Genomic DNA, 15,677 nt, shown 5'->3' on the forward strand with positions numbered 1-15,677 from the left:
TTTTTAACACGTGCTGTAGATGTGGGAATACTATGAAACGATTTTATCCATTAAATGCGTTTCAAGCCCTTGGTCGTACAGGAACGAGATACAAATGTCCAAGTTGTGGGTTGTTATATGACTCTCAAGGAATTATTCCATTTTTATATCGCTTTGCCATGATGATATTAATGATTTTTTTAATGATTTTTGCGGGAGTGGTATGGGGAAATGAAAAGTTGACAGTTGGGAAATCATTTTTTCTTATATTGTATATTTTCTTATACCTATATTTATTAGGTGCTATGCGCCCTTTGAATCCAGTACTTTATAAGTTTAAAGGCAGGGGTGAACCTGGTGTTAGTCTGAAAGATAAAGCTTAAAACTTTTTTTTAAATTCATAACTTTTCGGAAACTACAAACGTTCTGATCAGCTTTGGTAATAAAGCCTATGAATACGACGCTAATGGCCGGTTAAGCAAAGTCACTCGTACTACCGATGATAACGCTCAAATCGTCACCACGTATCAGTACGACAGTCAGGGCAGGTTACTCAAGGTAATCACTCCTAATAAAACCGTTGAATACAAACACAACGCCCTGGGAAATCGGGTTGCTAAATTAATTGATGGTGAAGTCACCGAAAAATACCTGTGGCAGAACAAAACCACGCTGTTAGCCATTTACGATAAAGACGACAATTTGAAACAACGGTTTGAGTACACACTGGGGCATGTACCCACCAGTTTTACTCAGAATAATCAGCGCTATTATATTCTGACCGATCAGATCGGTTCACCAAAACTCATCGCCGATGAAAACGGCAACACCGTTAAACAACTGGATTACGACAGCTTTGGTAACCTGATCACAGACAGCAATCCAGACTTTGCAATACCGTTTGGTTTTGCCGGAGGCCTGCTGGATAATGACACGGGCTTAATCCGCTTCGGTTATCGGGATTACGATCCGGAAACCGGACGCTGGACGGCCAGAGATCCGATAGGGTTTGCGGGTGGTGATACGAATTTATATGTATATAGTGATCCTATCAATGGTATCGATCCTGAAGGACTTTCGACCATCGCTCATGGAGCAAGAACTGGCGCGCAAATTGGTGCGGTAGTTGGAGGGCCTGTTGGTGCAGTAGTCGGAGGTGTAGCTGGAGCGGTAGTTGGAGCTATTATTGGTAATGCTCTTAGTGAGGCTGCGTCTGGCTCCAGCGAAGATGGTGGGTCTTGTGATGCTTCTGGTGGAGGTGGCGGCTGGACTCCAGATGCTGATGATATTCCAGAATTAGACTGGAATGACCCGAGTACGCCACCTGTGGACTCTGATGGAAATGAATGGCCATGGCGTGGCCCTGATGAGCAAGGAGGTGATCGTGGCGGGTATGTTGATCCAAAAAATAAAGATGTAAGTGTTCACCCCGACTTGAATCATGCTCCTCCAATTGGGCCGCATTGGGACTATACTAATCGAAAAAAAGGCGGTGCTCGTATACATCCCAATGGTAATGTAACACCGAAGAAGTGAAATATTTATGTTTGCAAATGTAGAAACGGATAAAGCTAGAGCTTGGCTTGATTACAACTTGGATATAGATAGGAATATCGTAAATAGTATTCCTAAAAGCTACACTGATTTATCATTAAACTATTATGCTATTGTGCCTGATGGTGCTGGCGATTTTAGCGTTAATGATTTTAAAACGGGTTTGTATAACCCGATGGAATTATCAATAGAAAAAAACTCTACGGATATCTTATTGGAGAAGATATCTGATTATCTTCAGGATGAAGGTAATTGCTTGGTCTTTGATGATTATATGGCCGATCCTAATGATGACGATTTGAGTGAAAGGTTTTCTGTCAGTTGGAGAGAATTTTTTGGCCAAGTCTATCATGTAGTAGATGCGAATAATTATACAGAACGTCTTGTTAGGGAGTTAATATGTGCTACTAATTTAGGTTGGTATTTCTTAATGTTGTGTGGCAGAAAGAATAATGATGGTCTTGTCAATGGGAATGGGTGGTCAGCTTTAGATTTTATTGTAGTTCCAGCTTACGATGGTGAAGGTTTTTTAGTCTGTGAGAGTATATAGATTTTATTGGTGAAAATGCTTTATTTTTCTTTGATTAACCTTTGGATAAAAAATTAGTATACAACCTATTCGGGCAATGGCTTAGACATATGACCCTGCTGACTAGGAGATGGCCGTTATTGCAGCACCAATCGGGAATGTTATCCGCTATGAATACGACCGTGACCGACGTTTACTGGCAACAGTGCTGCCATCAGGGCAGCGTATTGAAAATAAATACGTTGATGGGCAGTTAGACCGAACCATCACACCCGAAGTTACGCGGGTGAAAGTACATCCGTGAATTACGACAAAGGTGGCCTGTTAACCGCGATTGACTCAGTGAATCAGGATGCTATTCAATTATTAATAGAAGGAGCTTATGAGTTGGGAGGAGAAACACCGAATACACCTTTGTCGGGAGTTGGGCCTCTTTCTCCCCCGTCATCACAGGAATTTATTATAAATGAGGCATTGGATAATGTTAAAAGTAGCGATTAAACGAATGTTTTTAATTGTTGTAATTTTATTGATGCCTGTGGCGTTTTTAAATCATTTTGGAAATATGTCAATTATCATTGCTTCATTATATTCGTTAGGAGACTATTGTGTATATGATTTATGTTTTAAGCCTAATATCTTTAATGGTCCTGTGAAACTTCGTGAGGATTGTATATTTTTTAGTAGATCAGGGGAGCCTAGCTGTATTACAGTTAATAATGAAATAAAAAGTAATATAGTTGAAAAGACTGAATATGTTAAGAAACTTCAGCGTGGAGAAATGGAGTATCATGTTTATAAAGGGTTGGGAACTCCTAGTTTAGATGTTCCTCAGGTTATTTATCTTGTTCCTAGAGGCTCTGATAGTGTTTTGTCAATGACCTCCGATAAAGTCGAAGAAATAGATGTTGAAAATATTTTGTCAAGTATTTATTTGAAGAATGGTTCATATCGTAATTGAATTTTTCTTAAATATATTTTTATATTCAGAGATATGTCTGGGCAAATATTCAGTGATTTAGGTGATCGGATGCAAGTCGGTTGATGGCGAAATCGTTGAAAAATACTTGTGGTGCTATTTTGAAAAACCGAAACCACGCTGTTAGCCATGTACGATAAAGGCGACAACCTGAAATAACGGTTTGAGTACACACTGGGGCATGTGAACACCAGTTTTTGACTGAAAGTGTGCACAGTTTTAGTAGACCAGCACACTGTTGTTAGCCCCAAGGCAAAGGCCTTCTCAGTGATGTACTGAGAAGGCCTTTTTATTATGGATTAAGCCGATGCTGCCGTTTTTGGTTCGGTGATTTTTTGTGAACCTTGCTGTTCCTTAGCCTGTTTTTTAGCCGGGAATAATGCCTGAGGGTTATTCCTGCTTTTTTCCAGAGGGATTTCAGATTTTGAGAACTTCAAGTTCGCGTCGTTTACTTTACCAAAGCGCAGCATTAATAAATCTAGTAAGTAATTTTGTGCTAATTTCCAGGGCATTTTAGAGCCTTGCTTAGGGAGTAACCTTTCGGCTCGCTGGACATAGCCGGATTCAATATCCAGAAATGGTCGATGCTGAATCTGTTGGTCGGAATTATGCGGTACTACCACGCTCTGGCCGCTACGATCCATATGATTTAATAAACGACACATCCACTCGGTAATTAAATCGGCTTTTAAGGTCCACGACGCATTGGTATAGCCAAATACCATTCCGGCATTGGGTAAATCCTGCATCAGAAAACCACGGTACACCATTTTATCGGTAACAGAAAAAGGTTGTTGGTCCAGTGAGACCTGCATTTTTCCGAGCAATTCAATTTCCAGCCCGGTGGCCGTAATAATAATATCGGCTTCCAAATGTTCGCCCGATTTCAGCTGAATACCATGTTCAGTGATGCGCTCAATATGATCAGTAACCACGGATACTTTTTTCTCGCGGATGGCGCTGAACATATCACCATCTGGTACCGCGCATAAACGTTCTTCCCAGGGATTGTATTTCGGGGTGAAGTGTTTCATATCAAAATCGTCACCCAGCTCTTTTTTATTGAGTTTATAAATCAGGCGGCGGGCGCTGTTGGGAAAGGTCTTGCAGTAGTTATACATCAGCCAGGAAAAAGCGATATTCCGGGTGCGGGTAATGCGATACACCCAGCGTTCAGGCAGAATTTTCCGTAAGCCGTTAATCATAATGTCGTCTTGCGGAATGCTCATAATATAGCTGGGGGAGCGTTGCAGCATGGTAACATGTGCGGCTTTGTCGGCCATTGCCGGTACAACCGTGACGGCGGTTGCACCACTGCCAATCACCACCACTTTTTTACCATGGTAGTCGAGATTCTCCGGCCATTTTTGCGGATGAATAATCTGACCATTAAATTGTTCACTACCGGGAAATTCAGGGCTGTAACCCTGATCATAATTGTAATAACCGGTACAGCTGAGCATAAAGTTACACACATAATGCTGTGTTTTACCCGTGAGTGAATGCGTCACGGTGAGCTGCCAGGTACCGGAAGGGGAATGCCAGTTGGCCTGCCTCACACGGCTGCTATAGCGAATATGCGGTTCAATATTATTTTCTGCCGCCGCCTGCTGAATGTACTCGCGGATGTCTTTGCCATCAGCGATGCCTTTGGCGTTGGTCCAGGGTTTGAAGTTATAACCCAGGGTGTACATATCTGAATCTGAGCGAATACCGGGATAGCGAAACAGATCCCAGGTTCCTCCCATGGACTCACGCCCTTCAAGCAGTGCAAAGGTTTTTTGTGGGCAGTTTTTGCTCAAATGACAAGCGGCACCAATGCCGGACAAACCAGCACCAATGATGATGACGTCAAAATATTCTGCTTCGGGAGTGTGTTCGCGAGATGGCATAGCAATTAACCTGTTGTCGTTATTATCGGGTTATTAATAGCTCACTACTCTGAGTCAATTACCCGCTGCTGAACAGGTGCAACACGGTCATATTTTGCGGTGTTTTTTCTGTACTTTTTTTGTACTTCCTCTGTACTTTGCCAAATCAACCCCTGCAGCATCTGGTTCAAAACGCATGTTACAGAGGTTGTGATTGAAAATAACCAATCTGAAGAGACTCAGCCGTTACCAACCATAATACGATCGTTGGTTATAGCAGGTTGCGCTTTGTAGTTGGGCCGGGCTGCTATCTGAAATACTTTGTGTCCAGCGCTCGCGGCTATCTGCACGTACCTGTGGCATACGGGTAATCCCCAAATCGTATTGCTGATTAAAGTACGCTGCATAAGCATCGTAATACATCACCCGTTGTACCGGGCCACCGTGCCAGGCGGCGGCTTTATTACATTCCAGTCCACCGTTAACGATGTTAATCACGGTGCCTAAGCGATAGGCAAACACATCGGCATCATTGGTATCACCGGCAGCGGTTGGGATAACAAAACCAGCCTGATTGCTTTGTGGTAGCCCCTGATCCTGAGTGGAAGCTGAAATATTAAAGGCATTGCCAAACATCACATCATGGGAGGATGGCTTAGCCCCCTGAGGTGTCATCCAGAACCAGATACCGGAAAGAATGGACAGCTCACCATTACTGGCCACCAGATTCGGAAACTTTAATAACTCATCGCGGTTAACCACCACATCTTTCATCAGGCCGTTGTCGTACAGCCAATACGAAAAGGCACCGTAGTTATAGTTCCACGACAGCTGAATCACGCCGCGGCCATAATAAGAGCGACCCGGTGCTGGTGGGTAAGATGCGGAACCGGCATCGACGTAATTAACCGCATTGCTGGTACCGGTTAACGGATCTGTGCTGTAGCCCACTTCTTCAACCCAGTACAAGCCACCTTTCCAGACAGTCAGTGTTTCCTGGCCAATTTGCTGGCTTACAATCCAGGGTTCGTTAGCGCTCGACCAGCTACCGGAGGTTTCGCGGGAAGACTTCGCCCAGAAGGCAACAAATTCTTCCGCTTGTTGTTTTGCCGTTCCTTCGTTTAAGAATTGTTTATAACCATTGCTGGCCGCCCAGTGGTTGTATTCCAATACCGCTTTAACGAAGGCGTTGAGCGTAAAGGCATCGTTGGAACCATCGTTGCGTACGCCACCACCACAATCAAGAAATTGCCCGGCGCTGCAAGGCTCCGGTGAAACACGTTTGCCAGAGCGTAACGGGAATAACCAATCCCAATCCTGGCTGCTGATCTGGCGTAAAAATTCATAGCCGCTTTCTGGCAGCTCAAGCGGAGCCGGAGTGGCAACTACATCGCCAACCGCATCGGAGCTATCACTATTGTCTTCCGGGATAACCGGCGGAATTTCTGGGGTAGGGTTCTGATCGGTATGATTACCAGCCTGATCGGTTGCACCCTGATCATCGCCATTATTGGCAACCGGTGTATTTCCGGTATCGGTTTCCGAACTTGTGCCATCCGGTGAATCACTGCCATCGGTGACACCACAAGAGCCAACATTGCCCTGACAGTGATCGGTGATGACCAGTTCCGGTTGGCTGCCTAACCATTTCCAGGGCGTTGACCAGGCAATGCGTGGTTCTGAGGCTGGGGGCATATCGCCCTGAGTCCACCACTGCGCCTGATAATACTGGTTGGCGACACGCACATAATTGCCGGCGACGTAAATCGCAGCACTATCCCATACGGGAATGTCCGGGTGGGCAAGACCATCGTTGTTGGGTGGAATGGTGTCGGTCTGATCACTATCGCCTGTTTGATCATTGTTATCGGTCGAACCCGAGTCGTCCACGGTGTTGTCAGTAGAGTTGTCTGCGGAACTATCGTCGCTGTCAGGGCTGTTACCTGCGCCCGCATTATTGTTCAGTGCCGCCAGAATCGCCGCAGGCTCCGGGCAATCGGTCTGAATTTCCCATACGGAGCTGCTGGCTGAAGGCATTGCCTGCGTCCACCACTTATTGCGGTAGCAGACGTCGTTCAGTTTGACGCTATAGCCACCCGGGTAAGCTGCTTCCGAGCGCCAGGGCAATACCACAGCCTGTCCGGCAAGCTCCGCACTTAACGACTCGGGTGTCGATAGATCCGATGTCACTTGTAAGGCAATACCGGTCAGTTCCCAAGGGGAATTACCCGGGAAAAACTGAGGGGTTGTACCTGCATCGGCAAACCATTTATTACGGAAGTCACCCACCAGATAACGACCATCGGCTTGTTGCTCGCTGTAGCGTACAAAAGTTCCGGGCTGGCTGTAACTGATGGTTGGGTTAAATACTTGTGTATCCGTTGCTTGATACTGACTGCCATTGGCAATGTACGCTTGCTGAGCCTGCTGAAATTTCTGTTGGTTAAATGAGCCATCTGGATTCTGATAATTTTTCTGAACCGTTACTGCCATTTCAGGAGCGGTCTGAGCTGAATTAGCAGTATCTGGCGTGCTTTGCGGGTCGTTACCTGGGCTGCTGCCAGAGCCACTTCCAGAGCCGCAACCATAAAGACTAACGGTGGCTAAAAGCACGCTGGCTGTCAGCGTATTTCGGATAAAAATAGTCATGCTGTCCTCGCTGTTGAATTCCTTATCCTTATTTAGAAGGAAGGGGGCAGCGAGATACAAGCGCTGTTTTCTTTAATGTAAAAAGTTGATGGCTGATTCTCATTTTTTAAAAAATTGACTTTTTTGTCGTCCGGGGTTGTTGAATGATGATGAGATAAAAAAGTCGCTATTGGTTAATTTTTAGTCGTTTATTTTGATAGAGAAATATATTGATTAGCTAACGACTCATTTATTTTGATCACAATCCGGACAATAAGCGGCGAGCAACATCCTCGCTGTTTTCAGGGTTTTGCTATCCGGTTGGTATGTTTGTTATGCTCAGAAACTACTTAGAGCTCAAATTAACCGACGGGGTAATTAATGAATCACTCGGAAGATAAATACAGTATTGATAATACGGATTACACCGTGGGGCAGGATAATGTCCAGAAATGGGGATTTGATGTTCACAATCCGGTCTTCGGAACCAGTGCGGCGCTGATTCTGATTTTTCTGGTTGCAATCCTGTTGGTAGAACCGGCCACCGCCAAAGCTGCATTAGACGGTATTAAGTGGGATATTATTGGCAGTTTTGATGCCTTTTTTATCTGGTCTGGCAATATTTTTGTGCTGTTTTGCCTGGTGTTGTTTTTTTCACCGTTCGGCAAAATTCGTTTAGGTGGTGATAATGCCACCGCCGAACACTCCATGATGTCCTGGCTGGCGATGTTGTTTGCTGCCGGTATGGGTATTGGTCTGATGTTCTGGGCTGTGGCTGAGCCGGTGGCCTATCTTACCGGCTGGTATAAAACGCCATTAGGCGTTGAAGCCAACACTCCGGAAGCCGCACGTATGGCCATGGGCGCCACCATGTACCACTGGGGCCTGCACCCATGGGCCATTTATGGAGTAGTGGCCTTATCGTTGGCATTTTTTGCTTACAACAAAGGGCTGCCACTATCCATCCGTTCTATCTTTTACCCATTATTAGGTGATCGTGCCTGGGGCTGGGCGGGTCATCTGGTTGATATTCTGGCGGTATTAGCGACCTTGTTTGGTCTGGCGACTTCTCTGGGCTTGGGTGCACAGCAAGCGGCCAGCGGTATTCAGCATGTCTTTGGTGTGGAAAGCACGGTTAGCGTTCAGATTCTGGTAATTATTGCCGTTACTTTGCTGGCAATTATTTCGGTGATGCGTGGCCTCGAAGGCGGCGTTAAAGTACTGAGTAATATTAATATGCTGGTGGCCTTTGCCTTGCTGGCGTTTGTGGCAGCGGTTGCTTTTGTTCCGGCCATTTCGAATATTCCAACCACACTGGGTGCTTATCTGGAAAATATTATCCCGTTGAGCAACCCGCACGGTCGTGAAGATGAAGCCTGGTTCCAGGGCTGGACTGTATTCTACTGGGCCTGGTGGGTTTCCTGGTCACCATTTGTGGGTATGTTTATCGCCCGTGTTTCTAAAGGCCGTACCATTCGTGAATTTATTGCCGGGGTTTTATTAGTACCGACCGCAGTAACGGTAATTTGGATGTCGGTATTTGGTGGCATTGCGATTGAGCAAGTCATGGCAAACGTTGGTGCTCTGGGTACTGATGGTTTAAAAGATGTTTCTCTGGCGATGTTCCAGATGTTTGATCAGCTGCCGCTGGGTAATATCTTATCCATGATTGCCATTGTCCTGGTGCTGGTATTCTTTATTACCTCATCAGACTCCGGCTCACTGGTGATTGATAGCATCACCGCAGGCGGCAAAATTGATGCGCCGGTGCCACAGCGTATTTTCTGGGCCACTATCGAAGGTGCCATTGCGGCGGCTCTGTTATGGGTGGGTGGCACTGAAGCCATTCAGGCATTACAAGCTGGGGCGATTTCAACTGGCCTGCCATTTACCTTTGTGCTGTTGCTGATGTGTGTCAGTCTGGTAATGGGATTACGCACTGAGAAGCGCTGATTAATATTCAGCGATACTAATGAAATAAGAGAGCCTTCATTCTGCAAAGAATGAAGGCTTTTTTATTGGAATTGATTTCTGTTAAAGCCAAACATCACCAATACGTGTGTCATCACGAAAATGATAGGCCGCCTGGGCCTGAAACAGCTCAGCGGTGGCAATGGCATCGGTAAGTGCCTGATGCGCTTTGTAATAGGGCAGGGAGTAGCGGCGTCGGCAATCGTGCAGGCGAACAGAACCGGTAGGGCGTTTTAACATACGACCAACAAGGCCCTGACGATGTGATAGCGCCTGTTTCTCCACCTCCATGGTGTCGACCACCGGAAACTCCAGTGTTTCCTGAATACGTTGCATCAGCGCATGATGAATAAACTGGCATTCAATCGCACGGTGATGAACCACCACCACGCGGCCCGCCAAAGCCGTTAACAACGGTTCTAAAATTTTATCCAGCACGGGTGCTCGGCGAACTTCATTATGAGTAATACCGTGAATAACCACCGATTCTTCTTCCAGCGGTTGGTTGGGTTTGACCAACCACTCGGCTGACTGATTCAGCTGAATACGCTTCAGGGTAAATGGCACTAATCCAATGCTGATAATATCGTCTTCTTCGGGGTTTAGTCCGGTGGTTTCAAAGTCCAGTGCAACAAACGGCGTCTGGCTAAGCAGACAGTCATCAGCCACCATGCCTTGTGCATAATAGTCGCGCAGGCGGCTGTCTTTAGCATTGGCATTTGCCTGAACAAAAAAATCGGCCCAGTTTTTTGTTTTTTTACTCATGGTTATTGCATGCCTGTTACTTCACACCTTGTCATTTAACATTCACTGGGCGGCCAGATTGATAACGGAATTTTAAAAACGCCTGGGCTTTATCTAAGACCTGAAAGGCCTCTTTTAAATTACGGCGTTCAAACGTAGAAAGATTATCCGGCTCGATATTGTTATCGGCTTCGTCACCGCGCTCAATATCCAGTGCCTGGTGACGAATACGTACCATAGCGATGTATTCCAGCGCATCACTTAAATCCCGGCCTTTGCCGGGTGGCAATAAATTCGCACGGATAATATCGTCCAGACGTTCAAACGAATTTTGTGCCCGCGAGCCTATGGCAAGAGAGTGAACCCGAATTACGTCCGACAGCGGTGCCGTGCCACGGCGTTTTAAATTAATTGAATTGTTATGGCGGCCATCCTGTTCCATCACAAAACCTTTGAAAAAGCCCAGTGGTGGTGTTCGGTTGAGTGAATTGCGCGCGAGATAAGCGAGAAACTTCGGCGATTGCTTGGCTTTTCGGGCGATAAATCCGGTCAGTTGATCGGCCCATTTTTCTTTGCCGTGTACACCGTCTAAATCAAAAAATATCGACGAATGCAGCAAGGCTTTGGGTGATGGGTTTTCCATCCAGTCTGAAAACTGTTGCTGCCATTGCTTCAGGGTTAAGCGCCATTCCGGGTTTTTGGCCATAATTCCGCCGTCGCAATATTTATAACCACAGGCAGCTAAGCCGTCGCAGACAAATTTGGCCAGCTGGTAAAAATATTCACCATGCAATGCTTCATCATAACTATTGTCGAGAATAATGGCGTTGTCTTGATCGGTCACAATCAGTTGTTCATCCCGGGCCATGGAACCCAGTGCCAGAAAACAATAAGGAATTGGCGGCGGGCCTAATGACTCTTCGGCTAACTCTAATAACCGCTGTTTAAAGCTGCGACCAATAACGGCCATGGCTGAGCCGATCATATGTGAGTTGGCATCTTCGTTAACCATGCGCACAAATATATTGGGCAATTGTTCCGATAATTTTGCCAGATCATCAACGCTGTTTTGTAAGAAAATACTGCGGACAAATAAAAGGCTGTTTTGCGATTCGTGCTGCACAATATCTGACAGCGCTACCACTCCGATGGGTTTATAGCGATGAACAATCGGCAGATGGTGTACGTTCTGGCGCAGCATCAGCAGCATGGCTTCAAACACATAGGCGTTGTCGTCAATCATCACCATATCCGGCGACATAATATCGCCAGCCTGGGTTGATAGAGGTAATCCTGCAGCCAGCACCCGGACACGTAAATCACGGTCGGTAATAATGCCAACCACCTGACCATCGTCGTCGTTAGGGTCGGTGGCAATGGGTTTATCCGGATCGGTAACCAGAATAGAGGATACCCGCTCTTCACTCATGATTCGGGCAATTTCGGGGACATCGATATCCTTGGTAATGGACACCGCTTCACGAGTAATCAGCGACTTAATTTTTACCGTGGTTAAATCATTATCGTCTGCTTGTTTTGAGTTGGTACGGCGTAATAAATCGCCACCTACGGCTTCAAAATAATCTGAGAAAAAATCAAACTCGTCGCAATACTGATCAAATAAATCGGCGGGCAGGCAATAGAGTAAAGTGTCTTCTATGGCTTTTACCGGATAGCGTACCCGGCGGTTCATCAGCAGGGCCATTTGTCCGAAGACGTCACCGCTGTCGAGACGGTTATAAAGCTCACCGTTGCGGCGGTAGGTCTCAACCGCGCCGCTGCGCACCATATACAAATCCTGAATCGGATCACCATAATTCAGAATTTCCTGTCCGGCGCGGACGTAACTGATTTCTGTGTGTTGTGCCAGCTGGAATAACGCCTCTTCGGGCAGGTTTTCAAACGGTGGATGCTCCTGAAGGAAGCGGGCGATTTCCTGTAATTCTGCTTGCATGCTGCTATCCGGACATAGTTCCAGTACAGGCTAACACAGGCCCCAGTTACTGTTGAATACCTGGTTACGACATTTCATAATGGCTTGCAGAATGGCCGTTTTAACGGCTTCAGCCATAGTGCAGGACATAGAGATGAGTACAGCTGAAAAACGAATTTTTGTACAGGATGAGAACTGCCCGATCCGTAATGTGGTAGCCCATATTGGTGATAAATGGTCAGTTCTGATTGTGTTTGCGCTGGTTGACGGTGCAGACCGGTTTAACTCGCTGAAATCCCGGATCGAAGGCATTTCACAGCGTATGCTGACACAAACATTGCGTGACCTGGAGCGCGATGGTTACGTACTGCGTACCGTGTACCCGCAGGTTCCGGTTAAAGTGGAATATGAATTAACGGAATTGGGGCGTGGATTAGCCAAAGCGGCCTGGGGGCTGGTGTCCTGGGCGGATCTGCATCTGGATGATGTAAAGCAGGCGCGCTCAGATTATGACGCGCGGGATGAATAATTTAGTCGCCACTGCCACCGGAATCATTTCCCGATGATGAAAAGTCAAAATCAAAGCCCCATTCACTTACGGCATCTTGGGTGCTGCTGCGAGAGTTAAAACAGGCCATAACAAAACCAACAAACATCAGGAATAAAATGAATGGTGTGAATTCATTGTGGTAGCCGTAGGCGGACGATATCAACAATATTGTCACACCCATGCTCCGAATGCTGATCAATAATTTTTTGGCTACAAAGCCACCCATAATGAATAAAAAACTGCCTAGAATAAGCTTGCCAGAATAGAGGCCATACAAGCCAAGTACTGCTATCAGATAACCGATGATACTCATTTGAATCCTTTCACAGTGGGTCGTGGAGCATTTATTTTTGAACAAATTAAATCAAAAAGAAAGAAAAAGAGGCCTGCGCGGCCTCTTGTCAGTGGCGAGTTAAGCAATTTGAGCTTTTGCCAGTGAGTTGCCGCTTGTTGATTGCTGAAATGCTTTGATACCGCTTTTTGCATTGGCTTCTTTGATCAGCTCCTGTTCTTCAGCGGTTGCATATTTGGCATCCCACTCCAACACTTTTGGTGTCATTAATTTGTGCCACAGTGGAGGAATCAAAGCGATAACAATGGTGGTGAGATAACCGCTGATCATCATCGGGGCATCCGGGTAAGGCTTCAGGTCCTGATAAGGCACTTCTCCCTGAGCGTGGTGATGAGAGTGGCGGGTTAGGTTAAACATAGACCACGAACTGATGCGTTTGTTGGTATTCCATGAATGGCGCGGTTGAACCGGTGTTTCCGGGTTGCGCACCATACCGTAATGTTCCATGTAATTAACAATTTCCAGCAGAGCTTTGCCCCATAACATACAGGCAATAAAAAACATCATCGCTACAAAACCGCCCATAGCGTACGCTGCAGCAACCAGTAACAGACTCATCAGATGGCCACGAATCACGGCATTGTGCCAGCCAAACAAGGGCAGGCGTTTGCGCTTCAGGCGTTTTTTCTCAATATTCCAGGCGCTGATATTACCTTTGAGAGTCGAGGCCAGAATATGGAAGTAGACATTGCGACCACGGGGAGCGGTTGCCGGGTCGTCTTTGGTTGAGACATAGCGGTGGTGACCATAAACATGCTCAATCGAGAAAATCGTATCGAAACTGAAAGCCAGCAACCAACGACCAACCAGCATAGAAATTGGGTCCCAGGTACGATGTGTTAACTCATGTGCGGTAATGGTGCCAATTAAACCAATCATCAAACCACTGGTGACAAAAGCCGAGAGGTGATGAATCCAGATGGTATTTTCCCGGGCGGCAAGCACGTCATAACTGGTGATCTGAGTCAGCCATGCCCCGGTGCCAAAAATATCCGTATCGCTAACACTCCAGACGGAAGCAAACATAATAAGGCTCAACAATGGCAGTGCCATCCACAGTTGTATGGTGAGAATAGCCGGATGGCCGAAATCTGGAGTGCTGGTGTCATCACCGGAGATTGCATCCCCCACGATATAAAATAACAGCAACGTGATTAAGCCATAACTGATCCAGGCACCACCGGCGAACAGCGATACCAGAGCGGCAAGGCCAATAAGATGAAACAGAAAAAATTTTAAGTAATGGAAAAATTTCATGTTGTTCTCCTTTTATTTTTATTTTTTGTTTTTTGTTTTTTGTTTTTTGTTTTTTGTTTTTTGTTTTTTGTTTTTTGTTTTTTGTTTTAGGGCCTGTTGTCAGGCGCTTTTTTTCACATCGATAGCTGTTTTCTCATCGCCAGCTTTTTGTGCGTCAACTGTGATAAAACGATCGGCATAAATATGCTGAGCGCTGACGCCCAGGTTTTTTAATACCGTTTCAGCGGCGTCAATCATGGCGGGAGGGCCACACAGATAGGCATGACTATCTGGCAGTAAAGCTGGCTGAATGAAGTCGCTGACCAAACCTCGTTTGCCGTTCCAGTCGGAAGTGTCAGCTTCGTCTGATAACACAGGAATGAATTCAAAGCTGGCATGCCAGTGTCGGCGAATGTTGTCGATACGTTCTAAGGCGTATAAATCCTGCTGGCTGCGTGCTCCAAACAGCAATAACAGTGGGCGATGGCGTGATTGTTGGACTTCCGCTTCCAACATGGCAATAACAGGCGCCAGACCACTGCCACCGGCGATCATTATGATGGGGTTTTGCGCCGTTCTGAGCCAGAAGTCACCGAGTGGTCCCTTGATGTCAATCCGTTCTCCGCTCAGGTCTTTTTGGTTAACAGCCCCTGAAAAACGCCCGCCAGGCACCTCTCGCACAAAAAAGCTCAGTGTACTTTTTTGGCTTTGCGGACGATTTGAAACAGAGCCGCTGGAAGAAGCAGGCGGAGAAGGAACGGAAGCAAAAGAATAACTGCGCGCTAAGCCAGGCAGGCTTGCCAGGGTGAGGTCAGCAAACTGGCCGGGTTGGTAGGAAACTGGTGTGTCAGTACGAACAACCAATTCAGTAATATCATGAGTCAGGCGCTTCTGAGCAATCACTTTTCCTGTGGTTTGCTCGACAGACTGCTGCGGCAGGTCAAGGTGGATGCTGATATCCGTATCAGGCACGCTTTGGCAAGCCAGGATATAGCCATTATCCAGATCCTCATCAGACAAAATGTAGCCAGCATCAGTCAGCTCTTTTACTTTGCCTGCCGTCAGCTGACACTTACAAGCGGCACAACCTCCAACACGACAAGAGTATGGAAATTCAATGTCATGTCGTAATGCCGCATTCAGCAGTGTTTCCTGAGGCTTAACCTCAATAGTCTGGCCGTTAATATTTGCAGTGTGCGGCTTTTTATTTTTCTGGAAAAATGAAAACATAGTTAGGTCCTGAGTATCTGATAAGTTCCTTCAAGATAATGATCAGGTTAGGGTATGAATCTGTTTTGCCAGAGTGCAGAGATTGACAGCAGGGGGTCATTTTTTGACAACCGCAAAAACA

The 15,677-nt window shown here is 46.3% G+C and carries 15 protein-coding genes; 8 read left to right on the forward strand and 7 right to left on the reverse strand.

Going from position 1 to position 15,677, the window contains the following annotated elements; translation table 11 throughout:
- The first annotated feature begins 32 nt into the window (after positions 1 to 32).
- The 6 genes from ACO05E_RS14400 (at position 33) to ACO05E_RS14425 (ending at position 3,023) form a co-directional block, all read left to right on the forward strand.
- Positions 33 to 362: a hypothetical protein gene (locus tag ACO05E_RS14400; protein WP_419810189.1), complete on the forward strand. Its 330-nt coding sequence runs from the start codon at positions 33 to 35 to the stop codon at positions 360 to 362.
- Positions 363 to 681: 319 nt separating this feature from the next.
- Complete coding sequence (locus ACO05E_RS14405) at positions 682 to 1,515, forward strand: RHS repeat-associated core domain-containing protein (protein WP_419810190.1); 834 nt, start codon at positions 682 to 684, stop codon at positions 1,513 to 1,515.
- 7 nt (positions 1,516 to 1,522) lie between these two features.
- A complete protein-coding gene (locus tag ACO05E_RS14410) occupies positions 1,523 to 2,083 on the forward strand; it encodes a hypothetical protein (protein ID WP_419810191.1) in 561 nt (186 codons plus the stop codon).
- 109 nt (positions 2,084 to 2,192) lie between these two features.
- Positions 2,193 to 2,366 carry a hypothetical protein gene (locus ACO05E_RS14415; RefSeq protein WP_419810192.1) on the forward strand — a complete coding sequence of 58 codons (174 nt, stop codon included), beginning with the start codon at positions 2,193 to 2,195 and terminating at the stop codon, positions 2,364 to 2,366.
- Positions 2,363 to 2,563 (forward strand): hypothetical protein, encoded by a 201-nt coding sequence (locus ACO05E_RS14420; RefSeq protein ID WP_421722747.1) that lies wholly within the window; start codon positions 2,363 to 2,365, stop codon positions 2,561 to 2,563. Before ACO05E_RS14415 ends, ACO05E_RS14420 begins: the two co-directional genes overlap by 4 nt.
- On the forward strand, positions 2,544 to 3,023 hold the full coding sequence (locus ACO05E_RS14425; protein ID WP_419810193.1) for a hypothetical protein: 480 nt from the start codon (positions 2,544 to 2,546) through the stop codon (positions 3,021 to 3,023). Before ACO05E_RS14420 ends, ACO05E_RS14425 begins: the two co-directional genes overlap by 20 nt.
- A 317-nt stretch (positions 3,024 to 3,340) precedes the next feature.
- Here the strand turns inward: ACO05E_RS14425 and ACO05E_RS14430 are convergent, their stop codons facing one another.
- Together ACO05E_RS14430 and ACO05E_RS14435 are read right to left on the reverse strand one after the other, a co-directional pair.
- A complete protein-coding gene (locus ACO05E_RS14430) occupies positions 3,341 to 4,933 on the reverse strand; it encodes a flavin-containing monooxygenase (protein WP_419810194.1) in 1,593 nt (530 codons plus the stop codon).
- Between the two features lie 225 nt (positions 4,934 to 5,158).
- Complete coding sequence (locus tag ACO05E_RS14435) at positions 5,159 to 7,561, reverse strand: glycoside hydrolase family 19 protein (protein ID WP_419810195.1); 2,403 nt, start codon at positions 7,559 to 7,561, stop codon at positions 5,159 to 5,161.
- Positions 7,562 to 7,921: 360 nt separating this feature from the next.
- Here ACO05E_RS14435 and ACO05E_RS14440 point away from each other — a divergent pair, with 360 nt between their 5' ends.
- Positions 7,922 to 9,493: a BCCT family transporter gene (locus ACO05E_RS14440; RefSeq protein ID WP_419810196.1), complete on the forward strand. Its 1,572-nt coding sequence runs from the start codon at positions 7,922 to 7,924 to the stop codon at positions 9,491 to 9,493.
- A gap of 81 nt (positions 9,494 to 9,574) precedes the next feature.
- Here ACO05E_RS14440 and ACO05E_RS14445 read toward each other — a convergent pair whose 3' ends face one another.
- Both ACO05E_RS14445 and ACO05E_RS14450 read right to left on the reverse strand, forming a co-directional pair.
- Entirely contained in the window at positions 9,575 to 10,276 is a 702-nt protein-coding gene (locus ACO05E_RS14445) for a 3'-5' exonuclease (RefSeq protein ID WP_419810197.1), read from the reverse strand.
- A gap of 31 nt (positions 10,277 to 10,307) precedes the next feature.
- Entirely contained in the window at positions 10,308 to 12,209 is a 1,902-nt protein-coding gene (locus tag ACO05E_RS14450) for a DUF294 nucleotidyltransferase-like domain-containing protein (RefSeq protein ID WP_419810198.1), read from the reverse strand.
- A gap of 133 nt (positions 12,210 to 12,342) precedes the next feature.
- On the opposite strand from ACO05E_RS14450, the gene ACO05E_RS14455 reads away from it, so the two are divergent.
- A complete protein-coding gene (locus tag ACO05E_RS14455; RefSeq protein ID WP_419810199.1) occupies positions 12,343 to 12,717 on the forward strand; it encodes a winged helix-turn-helix transcriptional regulator in 375 nt (124 codons plus the stop codon).
- Between the two features lies 1 nt (position 12,718).
- On the opposite strand, the gene ACO05E_RS14460 is transcribed toward ACO05E_RS14455, so the two are convergent.
- The 3 genes from ACO05E_RS14460 to ACO05E_RS14470 all read right to left on the reverse strand — a co-directional run bounded on the left by ACO05E_RS14460 (position 12,719) and on the right by ACO05E_RS14470 (position 15,556).
- On the reverse strand, positions 12,719 to 13,051 hold the full coding sequence (locus ACO05E_RS14460; protein ID WP_419810200.1) for a hypothetical protein: 333 nt from the start codon (positions 13,049 to 13,051) through the stop codon (positions 12,719 to 12,721).
- 99 nt (positions 13,052 to 13,150) lie between these two features.
- Entirely contained in the window at positions 13,151 to 14,347 is a 1,197-nt protein-coding gene (locus ACO05E_RS14465) for an alkane 1-monooxygenase (RefSeq protein ID WP_419810201.1), read from the reverse strand.
- A gap of 99 nt (positions 14,348 to 14,446) precedes the next feature.
- Complete coding sequence (locus ACO05E_RS14470; protein ID WP_419810202.1) at positions 14,447 to 15,556, reverse strand: 2Fe-2S iron-sulfur cluster-binding protein; 1,110 nt, start codon at positions 15,554 to 15,556, stop codon at positions 14,447 to 14,449.
- Positions 15,557 to 15,677: the final 121 nt, after the last annotated feature.

It is taken from the genome of Bacterioplanoides sp., assembly GCF_965226395.1.
GTDB lineage: Bacteria > Pseudomonadota > Gammaproteobacteria > Pseudomonadales > Oceanobacteraceae > Bacterioplanoides.

Bases quoted from the DNA above. Each gene is read 5' to 3' on its own strand.
- ACO05E_RS14460 (WP_419810200.1), bottom strand. From the start codon at position 13,051: ATGAGTATCATCGGTTATCTGATAGCAGTACTTGGCTTGTATGGCCTC.
- ACO05E_RS14465 (WP_419810201.1), bottom strand. From the start codon at position 14,347: ATGAAATTTTTCCATTACTTAAAATTTTTTCTGTTTCATCTTATTGGC.
- ACO05E_RS14410 (WP_419810191.1), top strand. From the start codon at position 1,523: ATGTTTGCAAATGTAGAAACGGATAAAGCTAGAGCTTGGCTTGATTAC.
- ACO05E_RS14440 (WP_419810196.1), top strand. From the start codon at position 7,922: ATGAATCACTCGGAAGATAAATACAGTATTGATAATACGGATTACACC.
- ACO05E_RS14430 (WP_419810194.1), bottom strand. From the start codon at position 4,933: ATGCCATCTCGCGAACACACTCCCGAAGCAGAATATTTTGACGTCATC.
- ACO05E_RS14425 (WP_419810193.1), top strand. From the start codon at position 2,544: ATGTTAAAAGTAGCGATTAAACGAATGTTTTTAATTGTTGTAATTTTA.
- ACO05E_RS14435 (WP_419810195.1), bottom strand. From the start codon at position 7,561: ATGACTATTTTTATCCGAAATACGCTGACAGCCAGCGTGCTTTTAGCC.
- ACO05E_RS14415 (WP_419810192.1), top strand. From the start codon at position 2,193: ATGGCCGTTATTGCAGCACCAATCGGGAATGTTATCCGCTATGAATAC.
- ACO05E_RS14450 (WP_419810198.1), bottom strand. From the start codon at position 12,209: ATGCAAGCAGAATTACAGGAAATCGCCCGCTTCCTTCAGGAGCATCCA.
- ACO05E_RS14400 (WP_419810189.1), top strand. From the start codon at position 33: ATGAAACGATTTTATCCATTAAATGCGTTTCAAGCCCTTGGTCGTACA.
- ACO05E_RS14455 (WP_419810199.1), top strand. From the start codon at position 12,343: ATGAGTACAGCTGAAAAACGAATTTTTGTACAGGATGAGAACTGCCCG.
- ACO05E_RS14445 (WP_419810197.1), bottom strand. From the start codon at position 10,276: ATGAGTAAAAAAACAAAAAACTGGGCCGATTTTTTTGTTCAGGCAAAT.
- ACO05E_RS14470 (WP_419810202.1), bottom strand. From the start codon at position 15,556: ATGTTTTCATTTTTCCAGAAAAATAAAAAGCCGCACACTGCAAATATT.